This is a genomic window from Pseudomonas veronii, from assembly GCF_001439695.1.
Lineage (GTDB): Bacteria > Pseudomonadota > Gammaproteobacteria > Pseudomonadales > Pseudomonadaceae > Aquipseudomonas > Aquipseudomonas veronii.
Genome location: NZ_JYLL01000026.1, coordinates 47,751 through 62,470 on the forward strand (window position 1 = coordinate 47,751; position 14,720 = coordinate 62,470).

The 14,720-nt window shown below is 60.8% G+C and carries 12 protein-coding genes; 4 read left to right on the forward strand and 8 right to left on the reverse strand.

Features of this window, described 5'->3' with window-relative positions; translation table 11 throughout:
- Position 1: 1 nt before the first annotated feature.
- Positions 2-3,415, reverse strand: a complete 3,414-nt coding sequence (locus tag TU80_RS24070; RefSeq protein WP_057005534.1) for a hypothetical protein — start codon at positions 3,413-3,415, stop codon at positions 2-4.
- 147 nt (positions 3,416-3,562) lie between these two features.
- Positions 3,563-4,906 (reverse strand): CDP-diacylglycerol--serine O-phosphatidyltransferase, encoded by a 1,344-nt coding sequence (gene pssA / locus TU80_RS24075; RefSeq protein WP_017847271.1) that lies wholly within the window; start codon positions 4,904-4,906, stop codon positions 3,563-3,565.
- A 124-nt stretch (positions 4,907-5,030) separates the two neighbouring features.
- Here pssA and TU80_RS24080 point away from each other — a divergent pair, with 124 nt between their 5' ends.
- Together TU80_RS24080 and TU80_RS24085 are read left to right on the forward strand one after the other, a co-directional pair.
- Positions 5,031-5,582, forward strand: a complete 552-nt coding sequence (locus TU80_RS24080; protein ID WP_017847270.1) for a TetR/AcrR family transcriptional regulator — start codon at positions 5,031-5,033, stop codon at positions 5,580-5,582.
- 54 nt (positions 5,583-5,636) lie between these two features.
- Positions 5,637-6,116, forward strand: a complete 480-nt coding sequence (locus TU80_RS24085; protein WP_046383231.1) for a nuclear transport factor 2 family protein — start codon at positions 5,637-5,639, stop codon at positions 6,114-6,116.
- 36 nt (positions 6,117-6,152) lie between these two features.
- Here the strand turns inward: TU80_RS24085 and TU80_RS24090 are convergent, their stop codons facing one another.
- Complete coding sequence (locus tag TU80_RS24090) at positions 6,153-7,310, reverse strand: PQQ-dependent sugar dehydrogenase (RefSeq protein ID WP_057005535.1); 1,158 nt, start codon at positions 7,308-7,310, stop codon at positions 6,153-6,155.
- 22 nt (positions 7,311-7,332) lie between these two features.
- Positions 7,333-7,650, reverse strand: coding sequence for a hypothetical protein (locus tag TU80_RS24095; protein ID WP_057005536.1), 318 nt, complete (start codon positions 7,648-7,650; stop codon positions 7,333-7,335).
- A 212-nt stretch (positions 7,651-7,862) separates the two neighbouring features.
- Between TU80_RS24095 and ligD the strand changes: the two genes are divergently transcribed.
- Positions 7,863-9,368: a DNA ligase D gene (gene ligD, locus TU80_RS24100; protein WP_057005537.1), complete on the forward strand. Its 1,506-nt coding sequence runs from the start codon at positions 7,863-7,865 to the stop codon at positions 9,366-9,368.
- Positions 9,369-9,386: 18 nt separating this feature from the next.
- Here the strand turns inward: ligD and lpxO are convergent, their stop codons facing one another.
- Both lpxO and TU80_RS24110 read right to left on the reverse strand, forming a co-directional pair.
- Entirely contained in the window at positions 9,387-10,286 is a 900-nt protein-coding gene (gene lpxO, locus TU80_RS24105) for a lipid A hydroxylase LpxO (RefSeq protein WP_017847265.1), read from the reverse strand.
- Positions 10,287-10,546: 260 nt separating this feature from the next.
- The gene (locus TU80_RS24110) at positions 10,547-11,890 is read right to left on the reverse strand and encodes an LPS O-antigen chain length determinant protein WzzB (protein ID WP_057005538.1); all 1,344 of its coding nucleotides are present in this window, start codon (positions 11,888-11,890) and stop codon (positions 10,547-10,549) included.
- 386 nt (positions 11,891-12,276) lie between these two features.
- Here TU80_RS24110 and TU80_RS24115 point away from each other — a divergent pair, with 386 nt between their 5' ends.
- On the forward strand, positions 12,277-12,663 hold the full coding sequence (locus TU80_RS24115) for a TIGR03067 domain-containing protein (RefSeq protein ID WP_046383227.1): 387 nt from the start codon (positions 12,277-12,279) through the stop codon (positions 12,661-12,663).
- A gap of 136 nt (positions 12,664-12,799) precedes the next feature.
- Here TU80_RS24115 and TU80_RS24120 read toward each other — a convergent pair whose 3' ends face one another.
- Together TU80_RS24120 and TU80_RS24125 are read right to left on the reverse strand one after the other, a co-directional pair.
- On the reverse strand, positions 12,800-13,612 hold the full coding sequence (locus TU80_RS24120; RefSeq protein WP_057005539.1) for a class I SAM-dependent methyltransferase: 813 nt from the start codon (positions 13,610-13,612) through the stop codon (positions 12,800-12,802).
- Between the two features lie 135 nt (positions 13,613-13,747).
- Positions 13,748-14,647 (reverse strand): LysR family transcriptional regulator, encoded by a 900-nt coding sequence (locus tag TU80_RS24125; RefSeq protein ID WP_046383225.1) that lies wholly within the window; start codon positions 14,645-14,647, stop codon positions 13,748-13,750.
- Between the last annotated feature and the right edge of the window lie 73 nt (positions 14,648-14,720).

Below are 14,720 nucleotides of genomic sequence, written 5' to 3' on the forward strand. Positions count from 1 at the left end.
TCTAGGTCTCGCTCAACGGTCGGTACCCTTCCAACGGCGTACCGACCGGCAAGCCGCTTTCAGGATTGGCCGCATACCAATGCGCGCCCATCTGCACCGCTCGAATGGGCACGCCTTGATGGTGCCCATTGTGCGTTGCCACCGCGCGATCTATTGCCGCGTGTACGCCGAAGAATGTGCGCAACTTTTCCTGCGCCGCGAGCATGTTCGCGAACGCCGACACGTTGGGCGCGCTGTTCAACGCGCGAGGCAAGGCGAGCACGCCTTTGGCACTGTTGACCAACAGATCGGCAGCGCCATCTACCGGATTCAAAAACGCGCTGACCACGCTCACGCCCTTTTCCAGCACGCGGAATGCCTTGGCGCCAAAAGGCGCGACGACCTTGGTGGATTTGACCAACGAGCGCACCGCCGTTCCCGCGCCACCTAGAAACGCACCGGCCGTATCGATCAACAAGCCCCGCGTACCCTCGATGATATTGCCCTTGGCCAGGTCCACGATGGCCCCGACAAACGGAATCATGCTCAGCAAAATACTGTCGTTGCGTTGCGACACTTCTCGTTGTTGCTCAAGGGGTAATTGGCCCTGGGCATACTTGAGCACACTGTCGCGGTGATGAATGAAATTGCCCTGCAGGATCCGGTCGACAATCGCTTGGCTGCGGGGCGATGCAAAGCTGTTGGGCACCGCCGCGCTCACGCGGCCATCCGCAGCCGCGGGAACGGCCGGCAAGGTATCACCGAGCTTATCGATAATGATGCCGGCGGACGAAACGTCCGATCGCGGCAAGGCATCGGAGGTGTAGGCGGTGAAGTCGAACGGCTCCACTGCGCCGTTCTGCAACAGGACCGTCGAGGGCGCCCAACGTCCGTAGGTGCGCTGCGTCTCTTCGAGGGTGCCGCCCAGCACCAGTTGCTCGGGTAAGTCCGTGCGCTTAACGATCATCATCTTGGCCGGGAACACTTCAAAGTAGCTGATCCCCCCGTTGTAGTCACAGCGGATCAGCGTGCCTTTGCGCCCTCGTCGCGCTTCGACTTGCGCGGATGTCTGGTCCAGCGTGGGCACCCCGTCGATCTGTTCGCGCAGGGTAAACAGCTCGACGGCGCCATACTCCAGGGCCTGGCGATCAGCCAGGGGCAAGTTGGCGATCATGCGCTTGGTGGTAATGCCCAAGCCTTGCTTGAGGCTCGCCAGGTAGCCGTCGACTTCGCTCACCACTTGCCCCGGCAGGCTGGGCAAACGGTTGATCCTGGCATTCAGGGCGCGCACGTTTTTGACGATGGCGGCTTGTTCGGTGCGACTTGGGCGTGTATTTGAAAAGGGCGTTCTTGCAGCGCCAGTGGCGCCGGGAGTGTCAGCCTCCAGCAGCATCCAGCGGTCCCTGACCAGGTCGCCTGTCATATAGGTCTCGATCAGCGAACGGATCTTGGGTTCCGAGACCTTCATGTTGCGGCGCTCGTCCGGGTCCGCAACGTAGACCTGCAACGCTTGCAACTGGGGCCCGCTGAGTTCCGGGAACACCTTCTGCAGGTTCGCGACCGCCTGGTCCCGGCGTGTCGGCAGCGGCGTCTTGAACGCCATCAGGGCCTGCAGGAGTTGCTCGCGCTGGGCCTGAAAGGCTTCACTGGCCTGCTCGTAGTGCTGCGGTGTATAGCGACCGTCGGCGGTCTTGGCGTAAACCCCTTGCATCAAGCCCCAGTCCAGCAACACGTCGACGCCGTGGTTATCCAGCACTGCCGCCTCGTCCGCAGTGCGTGCATCCAGTCGGGCAAGCGCCATGATTTCCGGGTAACTCATCGCCCGCGAGCTGCCCGCGCCGCCTTGACGTTCGGCAAAGGTCACGCCCAGGCGCAAATCCGCCCATTCCGCAGACCCCATGCGCAGCGTGGAAGGAACATCCCGAATCAGAAACTCAGGGGCGGCAGCGGCCAGAAACAGGTGGGCCAACAGGGGCGCGACCTTGGGGTCCAGTGAGGTTTTTTTCCACAGGTGCGTTTCGATATCCGTGCGTACCGAGGCCAGCGTCCGCCCATTGTTGGCAGGTTGGTAGATGTCATAGCCGGCAATGGTCCCGGGGCGTCCCGGGGCGTCGGGGTCGATTTGCAGCATGATGGCCGCCAGCACCCACTGCTTGGCTTCGAGCGTCGAGAGTTGATCGCTGCCGGACGCGCCCTGGAACTGGCGATTGCGCGCCACGGCCCTGCCCCAGTTCAACGCCACGGGGCTGTTCAGGACCTGCTCGAGGAAGCGATCAGCGTCGGCGCGCAAGGTGCCTGCGCTGTTGAGAGCAAGCACCCCGCGGATATCCAGGACGCGCAGCAGGTTCACCGCAGGCTTGTTGCCAGGAGTATCGTCATCGCTCAACTCCGCCACGAAGCGTTTGTCGGCGTCGGACAAGACGCCAGGGGCCCACTGACGCGCGATCAACTGCGTATAGTCCCCCAGCGCCGGCGCTGGCGGCAGCGCAGCGTCGAGCCAGCGCAGGATATTGCGCACCTCCCGCGCCGTCTTCGGCACCGACAACCCATGGGACGCCAGCACCTCGCTGACCGCTGCCTGCTCGGCGCCGTCAATCGCCAGCGACGAGGTGCGGCTGATCGGCGTTTGCACGCCGGCCAGCAGCACCTCGTCTTCATCGGAGAGGTGCCGCACGCGCTCACTCAAGGTGCCCGCCAGATGCACGCGCTCGTCCATCACGTCGATGACTTTTCTAGCCCTCAGGTTGCGCTGCTCCAGGCGCCCCTTGACCTCCGGCGACAAGGCGGACCAGTCCGCCGTCGAGAGTGCCTGGCGCACGGTCTGCAGTTCGTCGGCGGTGTGCGGAGGGGGAATACCATACCCCTGCAACACCGCGTTGCGAGACAAGCCTTCGCTCTCAGGATGCACATACGCAAGCCCGTTGCTTGCCACATCCAGGGCGGCAGCGGCGGCGCGCAGCCTGGCGCTGACCTGCCACCATCCCGAGGTGTCGTTCAAGGTGAAGGTCTTTTGTGTCGCTACCCCACTGTCGACGACCCAACCACTGACCGAGTCGGGTTTGACCACGACGGTATCCAGGGCCATCCCTTTGCTGGCGACCCAGGCCCGCATCTCGGCGGTATTGAAGGCACTGCGCAGCGCCTCGAAGCCTGGACGAATCGTGGCGCCATGGGGAATCTGGACGCTCGAGTCTGCTAACTGACGCAGGGCCGAGGTGCTCAACGCCGTGTGTAACTGATGATCGGCCTCCGCCGACGTGGCCGGCGCTGGCCGCAAGGTCCATGGCGGCGCCGCACTGGCCGGTAGGTCGGATGGCGCCGCGCGCCGGTTGCGCACAACGGTTTCGGGGATGATGCTGCCAATCAGCGCCGGCGCGGCGCTCAGCGCCAGCGGAATTGGCGAACGGGCATGAAGGATTGGGGAGACGGGCGACATTTCTAGTTCCTCTCTACCAGTGAATGGCAAGAGTTCTTGTCCTTAAGAACTGTCGAGAGAAAACATACCCGCCTGGGCCAGCGCTGCGTGTAGGCGAACTCTCAAGGCTTTGAAGGCAGCAAGAGAGTTCGTTGCGCGATGCCCGTGTTACAGAATGCGATACAACAACCGCTCGATCCGCACGCGGCTGACGCGGCGCAGGAACTTGCCGACTGCCTGCGGGTAATCCACCAGGGTCTGCAACTGCTGATAACCTTCGATGCGCGTGGTGTGCTGGAAAATCTGCGCCAGCTCGGTGCGCCGGGGTTCCAGCCACTCGCTCTTGGGGTCATCGATCAGCAAGGCGTTTTCCAGGTCAAGGCGGAACGCGCGTGGGTTGAGGTTGTTGCCGGTCAGCAACGTATAACGCTGGTCGACCCACATGCCTTTGAGGTGGTAGGTGTTGTCGCCGTCGCGCCACAGGTGCAGGTTCAATTGGCCGCTGTCGATCATCGGCTGATGGCGCTTGGCAAAGCGGCGCAGGCTGATTTCGTAGAGGTACGGCAAGGCCGCGATCACCTTGAACGGCTCGCTGGGCGAAATGTAGAAGTCGTTGGCGGTCTTGTCGCCGACAATGATGTCGATCTTCACCCCGCGCGCCAGGGCGCGGTTGATTTCCCGGGTCACCGGCAGCGGCAGGTTGAAGTATGGCGTGCAAATGGTCAGTTGATGCTGGGCGCTGGCGATCAGTTCGAGGATCACCCGGCTCAGGGGGTTGTTCTTACCGACACCGAGCAAGGGGCTGACAGACAGGTGGCCGTTGGGCAACTGGCCGCTGGTGGTGTCGTAGGCCGCGTGCTTGAGGCGGCTGCGCAGGTCGCCGATATCGTTGCGCAAGCTGCGGGTCGTCGGCGGGTTGGGCAAGTCGAGGCGATGCACGGCCTTGGAGGCCATCAGCCCGTGCTCCACCAGGTGTTGCATCGAATCCGCCAGCGGTGCGCTGTGGATCAGGTGGTAACGGTCGAAACGGTACTTGTCGAATTTGTGCAAATACACGTTGTTCAGGCTGGCGCCGCTGTACAGCACGCTGTCGTCGATCACAAAGCCCTTGAGGTGCAACACGCCGAACAGTTCGCGGGTCTGCACCGGCACGCCGTAGACCGGCACCTCGGTGGCATGGCTTTGGGTCATGGCCTGGTACCAGGCGCTGTTGCCCGGCTGTTTACCGGCGCCGATCAACCCGCGCTGGGCGCGCAGCCAATCGACCAGCACCACGATGTCCAGCTCCGGGCGTGCGGCTTTGGCGGCGTGCAAGGCGTCGTAGATCTCCTGCCCCGCCTCGTCCTGCTGCAAGTACAGCGCGACGATATAGATGCGTTGGGTAGCCTGGGAAATTTTCTCCAGCAGGCAACGACGAAACGCAGCGGCGCCGGACAGCACCTCAATCGCCTCGGTGGAGAGTGGGAAAGCGCGCAGTTTGGGCAACAGAGAACGTTTGAAGAACGACGGCATAAGGCTCGCAATGGGTCGAATCCGAAGAGGCCCAGAGCTTACACCATGGGGGTGCTCAGGTCTCGTTGCCAGTCAGTGAAAAACCTTGTTGCGAAAGAAGAACGATCGTTCTACTGTATGACACATGAACGATATTACCCGCGACATTATCCTCGACGTCACCGAGAAGCTGATCTATCGCCACGGCATCGCCGCCACTGGCATGGACTTCCTGGTGAAAACCGCCGGTGTCTCCCGAAAGAGCATCTACCGCTATTTCGCCAATAAGGACGAACTGGTGATCGCGGCCCTGCAACGTCGCGACGCGCGCTGGATGCACTGGCTGCGGGCCGAGGTGGAACGCCGTGAAGACAGCGGCGAGCGCCTGCTCGCCGTGTTCGACGCGCTCAAGGCCTGGTTCGGTTCGGCGGACTTTCGCGGCTGCGCATTCATCAACACCAGCGGCGAAACCGGCGACCCGCAAGCCCCGGTACGCCTGCTGGCGAAGGCGCATAAACACAAACTCTTCGAGTACCTGCTCGAACTGTGTCAAGCCCATGGCACGCCCGAGCCGCAACGGCAGGCCGCGCAACTGCTGATCCTGATCGATGGCGCCATTACCGTGGCCCTGGTGACGGGCGATGCCACCGCGGCGGATACGGCGCAATCCATGGCACGAACGTTATTGGGGCTTTAACCCCACAGGCATCGCAACTTTCGATCAACCCTTATTGTTTTAAGGAGCCGCCCAATGTCATCCCCTGCAGAAACCCGCCCACCCCTGCCGCCGTTTACCCGCGAGTCGGCCATCGAAAAAGTCCGCCTGGCCGAAGACGGCTGGAACTCCCGCGACCCGCATCGGGTGTCCCTGGCCTACACCCTGGACACCAAATGGCGTAACCGCGCTGAATTCGCCTACAACCGCGAACAAGCCAAAGACTTCCTCAGCCGCAAATGGGCCAAGGAGTTGGATTACCGGTTGATCAAGGAGTTGTGGGCGTTCAGCGATAACCGTATCGCGGTGCGCTATGCCTATGAGTGGCACGACGACTCGGGTAACTGGTTCCGTTCCTACGGCAACGAAAACTGGGAGTTTGACCAGCACGGCCTGATGGCCAACCGTTTTGCCTGCATCAACGACATGCCGATCAAGGACAGCGAGCGCAAGTTCCATTGGCCGCTGGGGCGGCGTCCGGACGATCATCCGGGGCTGTCGGAGTTGGGACTCTAGCCTGTAGCCGCAAGCGTGAAGCTTGCGGCTTATTGCTCAATCCTGGTTCAAACCCACTCGGTACAACACCCCATCATCCTCATCGGTCAACACATACAAAAAGCCATCCGGCCCTTGCCGCACGTCGCGAATTCGCGCATTCAAGCCGCCGAGCAAGCGTTCCTCATGGATCGCCTTGTCGCCGTCGAACTGCAGGCGAATCAGCTCCCGGCTGGCCAGGGCGCCAATGAACAGATTGTGTTGCCATGCCTGGAAGCGGTCGGCATCGTAGAATGCCATGCCGCTGATCGCTGGGGATTTCTCCCACACATGGTGCGGCGCCACAGTACCGTCCACCACCTTGCCCTTGGCCTCGGGGATCGGTGTCAGCGAATAGTTGATGCCATGAGTCGCCATGGGCCAGCCGTAGTTCTTGCCGCGTTCGATGATGTTGATTTCATCTCCGCCACGCGGCCCGTGCTCGTTTTCCCAGAGCGTGCCGTTCCATGGGTTCAACGCCAGGCCCTGCGGATTGCGCTGGCCGTAGGACCAGATTTCGGGGCGCACGCCCGGTTGCCCGACAAAGGGGTTGTCATCCGGCACGCGGCCGTCCGGGTAGATCCGCACCACCTTGCCTTGCAGCTTGTCGAGGTCCTGGGCGGTGGGCCGGTCGTTGTTTTCACCCAGGGTGACGAACAGGTAGCCGTCGCGGTCAAAGGCCAGGCGCGAGCCGAAATGATTGCCGGTGGAGAGCTTGGGCTCCTGGCGCAGGATCACCTTGAAGTCGCGCAAACCGCTCAGGTCATCCGCCAACCGCCCGCGACCGACCGCAGTGCCGGCTGTGCCGCCCTTGCCGCCGCCTTCGGCATATGACAAGTACACCAGGCGGTCCTGCTTGAAGTCCGGCGACAGCACCACATCGAGCAAACCACCCTGGCCCTTGGCCCAGACCTCAGGCACGCCGGTCAGCGGCGCCGACAATTTGCCATCCGGGCTGACGACCCGCAGGTGGCCGGGACGCTCGGTGACGAGGTAGCCCTGTTTGTCCGGTAAAAACGCCACGGCCCACGGATGATCCAGGCCTTTGGCGATCGGCGTGGCGCTGATGCTGCCTTGTTCGCTGGGAAACTGCTGGGCTTCGGCAGCATACAGCGTTGTCAGCGGCAATAAGGCGCTTGCGCAACATGCGGCAAGCAGGGTTTTGCGTAGAGACATAAGACGGGGTCCTTACCGGCGCTCAAGGCCGGCGATTGCCGTTGGCGTCAACCGTGGGGGCTTTGATTTCCGTCGCCGGGCGGCTGGGCGCAGCCTGGCGTTGCGGATAGCGATTGCCGATGCCGCCGTTTTCCAGGGTCGGCGTGCGCGTGGTCGGCCCGGTCTGGATGCCGCGAATCGCCGGCGCATTGGGCTGGGTGCCCTGCATACTGTTGGGATTGGCCCGGTGGATCGGGCTATTGTTGGCGTCATTGCTGCCGGGCAGGTTTTGCGCCTGGGCACTGGCGCAAAGTGCCAGGCCTAGCGCCAACGCTGCAAGATGTCGCACACAGGTGATCATGACAAAGCCTCTTGGGACGAGGAGTACGTGCTTTCGATACCACGCTACGCTTTGGGTTCGCCTTTGGTAACTAAATAGTTTCTCATCAGATGTAACACGTTCTGTCCGAGCATCCGCGCACCGCAACTTCCACGCCCGCGATCGCACGGGTGCAAGGTGTGTAAAAAGCCAGCGAAAAGGCCTCTTGAGCCGACCAAGGTAGGGAGCACGATATGGCAAAGCCCCTGAGCGAATACAACCGCAAACGCGACTTCAAGATCACCGCCGAACCTTCCGGCGCCGCGTCGGGCGCGCAGCGCAATGCATCGGCGCTGACGTTCGTGATCCAGAAGCACGACGCACGCAATCTGCACTACGACTTGCGCCTTGAGCTCGATGGCGTGCTCAAGAGCTGGGCGGTGCCCAAGGGCCCCAGCCTCGACCCCAGCCAGAAACGCCTGGCGGTGCAAGTCGAAGACCACCCCTTGAGCTACGGCAGTTTCGAAGGCCGCATTCCGGCCGGCCAATACGGCGCCGGCGATGTGATCGTCTGGGACCGTGGCATTTGGCACCCCCACGACGATCCACAAACCGCCTACGCCGCCGGCAAACTGGAATTCACCCTGGCCGGCGAAAAACTCTCAGGCGATTGGGCCTTGGTACGCACCCACCTCAAAGGCAGCGGCGACAAGGAACGGTGGCTGCTGATCAAGGAAAACGACCGGCACGCCCGCCCGGCCAGCGACTACGACATCACCGAAGCCCAGCCGCAAAGCGTGCTCAGCGGTGCCTGCGTGGGGAACGCCAGGCCCACGCCCGCGCCGCAAAAGACCGCCGCGTCGGTCACCCTCGCCGGTGTGCAGATCACCCATGCCGAACGCGTCATCGATCTCGCCAGCGGCACCCGCAAGCTGCAACTGGCGCAGTTTTACCAGAGCATCAGCGAATGGCTGCTGCCCTTCCTGCGTCACCGCCCCGTTTCCTTGCTGAGGGCGCCGGAGGGCATCGACGGCGAGCAATTTTTCCAGAAGCACTCGGAGCACCTGGCGATTCCCCATATCAAGCAACTGGACCAGCGCCTGGACCCTGACCATGCGCGCCTGATGCAGATCGACAGCCTCGCCGGCCTGATCGGTGCGGTGCAAATGGGTACCGTCGAACTGCACACCTGGGGTGCCACCTCGGACAAGATCGAAACCCCGGACCTGTTCGTCCTCGACCTCGACCCCGATCCGGCCCTGCCGTGGAAAGCCATGCTGGAGGCGGCGCAGTTGACCTTGTCGGTGCTCGACGAGTTGGGCCTGCAAGCCTTCGTCAAGACCAGCGGCGGCAAAGGCCTGCACCTGATGATCCCGCTGGCGCGCCGCGATGATTGGGCCACCGTGAAAGCCTTCGCCAAAGCGATCGCCCAGTTCATGACCCAACGCCTGCCGGAACGCTTCACCGCCACCTCCGGGCTGAAGAATCGACAGGGCAAGATCTTCATCGATTACCTGCGTAACGCGCGCGGTGCCAGTACGGTGGCGGCCTATTCAGTGCGCGCACGCCCCGGCCTGCCGGTGTCGGTGCCGGTCAGTCGCGAGGAGTTGAAGGGGTTGCGCGGTGCCCAGCAGTGGACGGTCGCCAACCTGCAACAGCGGTTGCAGGGTTTGAAGGGCGACCCGTGGGCCGGTTATGCCAACAGGCAAAGGCTCAGCAAACAGATGTGGGACACGTTGGGCGCGACGCCACCGCAGTGAGTCGCGCCACGTCGAGGTTCAGATCAGGATGAAGATCAGCGCAAGCACCGCGAAGATCGCCCACTTTTCCAGGTAGTAGCGCGTGCGGTTACGCTTCTTGAGTTCCTTGCCGCGCAGGCGGATTTTGTACAAGCGGCTAAACGCACGGTTCAGCCCGCCGGTCTTGTCGCCCGCGTCGTTCGGCGCGCCGGCGGCGGCCATCACCGTGCGGCTGAACCAGCGGTTGAACGCGGCCGCCCAGCGGTACTTCATCGGCCGCTCGACGTCACAGAACAGAATGATGCGGTTCTTCTGGGTGGCGTTTTCTGCGTAGTGGATATAGGTCTCGTCGAACATCACCGGTTCGCCGTCGCGCCAGGAGTAGTTCTCGCCGTCCACATTGATGTAGCACCCCGGATCGTTGGGGGTATCCAGGCCCAAGTGGTAGCGATAGGAACCGGCGTAAGGGTCGCGGTGGCGCACCAGCTTGGAGCCCGGCGGCAACTCGGCGAACATCGCGGCCTTGACCGAGCCGATGCTCTGCAGCAACTCGGTGGTGCGCGGGCACAGCTTCATCGCCGAGGGGTGGCTGTCGCCATACCATTTCAGGTAGAAGCGCTTCCAACCCGACTTGAAGAACGAGTTGAAACCAACGTCGTCGTATTGGTCCGAACGCTTGATCGCGCCCGCCTGCATCAGGGTATGGGCTTCCTGGCGGATTTCTTCCCAATGCTCCTGCAGTGGGCTCAGGTCCGGGAAGTCGCTGGGTGAGAGATACGGTCGGCTGGGTAGCTTGGAGAACAGGTAGAGAAAGCAGTTGATCGGCGCCAGGAACGTAGAGTGATCGCTGAGCTGGCGTCTCAGTTTATGCCGCACCCGGCCACGCAGGTGGACATACGCAATAGAGGCAACGTAGAGGAAAACAATAATGAGTTTCAATGGATTTCGTCACAAGTCAGGAGAAAACAGGCTGCTCCTGCGGGCCCACGACGGCCGAGGTTGGATAGCAGCACATGAAATCACAATTCACATATAGGCGGCACGACCGGCGGATAGCCCTTCGGTTCATAACCATCGCCCGATATTTAGCCACAATTTGTAACTAAAGGTTAACTAAGAATTGTGAAAAGCTGTCCACTGATTGTAATTGGAGGGGGGCACGGGGGCTTGTCATGGGACAAGCCCTTGCGCATTAAACGTTACAGCAGCGGCTGATCATCCTTGCGCTCACGCCGGGAAAAGCGCCCGTCGTCCAAGCTCGAATAAGGCACGGTTTCGCGCCGGGTCAGCACAAAATGGCGGACCAGTGCGACGAACAAGCCGAGGATCAACCCCGCGACCAGGCTCAAGGCGATCACCAGGGCTTTTTTCGGTTTGATCGGCGCCAGTGGCTCCTGGGCGCGGCGGTCGACGGTGACCAGCTTGAGGTTGCTCATGTCGATGTTGAGGTTACGCAAGCGCGCAACTTCAGCACGAAGCGGTTCAACATCCTGCAGGAAGATGTCTTCATTCCCACGCTTGCGCAGCACTTCAACCTCACGGTTGACCTCCAGCAGTTGCAACTCCTTGCCGATCTCGGCGACGCGAGGGTTGGTAAAGTCGTCGCTGGTCCGCTGTTGTAGCGCAACGCGCTCGGCCTCCAGGGCCTCGGTGCCGAGGAAGTAAAGCGGGATTTTCTGGTTGTTGACCTCGGTACGCATCACCTGGCTCGAACCGCCTCGTGCGGCATCCGCCATGGACGATGGCGTGGTCGGCGTTTTGATACCCATGGACTTGGCGATGGCAATGGCTTCCGACAGCTCTGCCAGGCGGTTGGTACGCTCCATTTTCATCTGCAGGCGCAGGGCACTGAGTTCATCTTGCAACTGGGCGCGCTTGAGTCGGTCATCTTCCAACAGCTTGGCGATCTTCGATTCCTTATCGGTATCGTAGTTGGCGCGCGCAGCGTCGATCTTGCCTTTGAGTTCATTCAGGCGGTTGTTGACGATCACCTTGAGGTCCGCACCGACTTGTTCGCGCTCCGCCGCAATGGCGTAGTCGACAAAGCCGTTCAGAATCGTCACACCGTCCACATCGCTCGGGTACTGCAACTCCAGGCGGATATAACTGCTCAACGAGTCTGACTTTTTCGGGTCTGGCAGAATCAAGTTGACCGAGTTGCGGTTGAAGTCTTCAAAACTCTGCTCCAGGCTTTGCCCAGGCTTCTGGAACGCAGTGAACAATTGCTCATGGGATCTGAAAAAGCCCAGCCTCGCCTCATAAGAGTCCAACTGCGCGCCCACCTTCGACAACGCATCGGCCGGTGGCAACTTGTAGACTTCGGAACGGTTCAATGCATCCAGTTCATTGATCGCCGCCGGGCGCAAGACACTGCTGACCTCATATGTCCGCGGCGCCAGGAAGGCATAGCCGACGCCGAGCACGCCCGCCAGAATCGTACACCCCACTACCAGTTTTTTTTGCTGCCAAATCGAGTGGAACAGTTCAAGCAGGTCAATTTCGTCTGAAGAGCTAGAAACAGTATGCGGGGAAGTTCGATTCAAAATGAAAGCACCTTAAAAATGATACTAAACGGCCATCACCGTCAAAAACCTGAATACCCCAGTAAAGAATCAGGGACAACGCCCTGAAGCCCACAGAGCAGGCTAACCAATCGCTATCTGACCACTCAGTCAGACGAAAAATCCCACGCTATTAAAGTTTGTTTCCCTTCATTCAAGCAATCATTGCCACTGGCGTTCATCAAGTAGGAATATTCTTGTCACAAGAGTAGTCAAAAGTTTGTTAAATAGCTGCTCTCACTCGAAAAAATCGCGATAAAAGCCTGATAACACGAAGCTTCCTACGGATAAACCTGTATATACCCGGCTTTTTCTGACCGTTCGGTCGCGCTATTCAGTGCTATGCGCCTCAACAAAAAGGAATTTGTATGACATCCATTTCCGACTCGGACTACCAAGCCCTGCAGGGCACATGGCAGCAGATCTCGCTCGAAGACAGCGGCGTGCTCAACCCGCCCGACGCCCACAGCGCCCCCGGTGCAATCACCACCATTACCGACGATCACTTTGAAGTGCTCACCGTTGATGGCGAACGACTACTGGCCGGCCGATTCTTCCTGGACAGCACCACCCATCCCAAAAGCATCACCTGGATCGATGCCATGGGGGATGACGCGGGCAAGCTGCTGCCGGCCAGCTACCGCCTGGAAGGAGACGAGTTCGTATTCATCGCGGCGGATGAAGGCATGCCGCGACCGTGTGTATTCAGCACCGGCCCCGGGCAGACAATGCGTACATTCGTGCGTCGATCCTGAGCCCCGCGCCCATCTGAACTTGCGACGGGATTTTCACAAGGCATTCACCTTCCGGTCTATAGGGTGAAGCCTACCTACTCCAGTGAATCCCTTAGCCCGCCTCCCCCGGCGGGCTTTTTTTTACGCGCAAAACAGCTCAGGGCTGGCGCTTGGTCGCCGTCAGGGTAAAACACAGCGGCAACTGGGCCGCCTGATCCTCGTACTGGTCGTAGAGTTCTTCGCGATTTGAATGCGGATACTCTTGCAGATGAGCGATCTGCAACCGCGCCGCAATCGCTGCGCTGACCACACTGCCCAGCGTGTGTACAAACCAGTAGGACGTCGGCCCCGCGACCGCGCTCTGCCCTTCATAGACGATCGACTCTTGCAGCACAAAAGGCTCACGCTGGAAGTACGAACTGGCAGGCAGCAGCGGATTGGCTGCCAGCGGGTCGAACACTTCCAGGAACGGGTGGGTTTCGTACATCACCAGGGTGCCGCCGGGCTTCAGCGTTGTGGCGACCTGGCGCATGAACCGCGCCACATCCGGCATCCAGCCCAATACGCCGATGGTCACCAGGGCGATATCGAAGCGTGCGTGCAAACGCTCGGGCAAATGGTGGATCTCGGTTTCGATGAATTCCGGGCTGTAGGGTGAGAGCGCCGCCAGCTCCCGAGCCTGATCGAGAAAGGCACGGGATTGGTCCACGCCGACGACCGTGCGTGCGCCCAGGCCGAATAACGACAAGCTTTCGCGACCGTTGTTGCAACACAGCTGCACCACGTCTTTGCCGGCAACACCGACATCTTGCAACAAGGCGGTGAGAGTCGGGTCCAGGCACGAAAAACCCGGTTCGGCGACCGAGGCCAGCAGCGTCCTCCAGGTATCCGTGTCTTTGTGCAACCGGGCGGATTCGTCCCAGGCGTCCTTGTTACTGGCAATCGCCTGTTGGGCTGAGGGCATGTCCATTGCGTCTCCAGAAAGTCGGTTACAGCGAGCTACGGAAAATAAGCCAATTGCCCGTCAGATGAAACCCTCGCCTGCGGCCGAACTTATCTCTCGGCCCAGGTCACCAAACCGCCGACCTCGGTCATCTTCGTACCCTCACAAGCACAGACGACGGGTCAGGTCATTCAGCAACCATCGGCCTGCTTTACCTAAAGAGCGATTTTGCATGTGCGCGGCATAGATCGTAAGTGTGTCTGGTGTGCGTTGAAGTTCGGCGGTTAACTCAAGCGGCCGGAGGCGCCCTGAAGCCAGATGATCCGCAATCAGATGCTCGGGCATTCGGCACCAACCGAACCCGGCGAGTAAGAAATCCAGGCGCCGTGCCAAATCGACAAACCGCCACTGGTGACTGCCCGTCACCCCATAGCTAGGGCCGTCGGGAGAAACCGGATCGGAAAGCACCAGTTGCACATAGGGCTTGAGGTCTGCCCGTGTTGCCCGGCGGCCTAACATGGCCAAGGGATGCCCGCTGGCGACGACTGGCCTCAAGTCGACGCTGAGCAGCGCCAGCGCGGTGATATCGTCGGGCACCGTCGGGATCAATGTGCAAAGCGCCAGTGCCGCATCGCCGTTGCGCAATCGGCGCTCAGCGCCGCCTAAGCCTTCTGTAGAGAAACTCACGGCCAGATGCGGAAAAGCCTCACGGAGCGCGCCAAGGCTTTCGATGAGCGGGGCGCTGGGGACTAAAGGGTCTATGGCGAGCGCCAACTCCGGCTCAACCCCTGCTGCAGTACTTGCAGCCATTGCTTCAAATTGGGCAGCGCTCGCCAGCACGGCGCGCGCTTGAACCACCAGCACTCTACCGACCTCAGTGAGCCTTGGACGATGACCGCTGCGATCAAACAGCCTCACACCTTGAACTGACTCAAGTGTGGCAATCGATTGGCTAATGGCAGATTGAGCGCGCCGCAGGTGACGTCCCGTGGCCGAAAAACTGCCTGTATCGGCAATGGTTACAAGGATCCGCAATTGATCCAGGCTGAGATTTCCGATCATGCTCCATCACTTAAACAGATGAACTCAATCATATTTACATCACTCCTGCTTATAGATCGCATTGGGTAGAGTG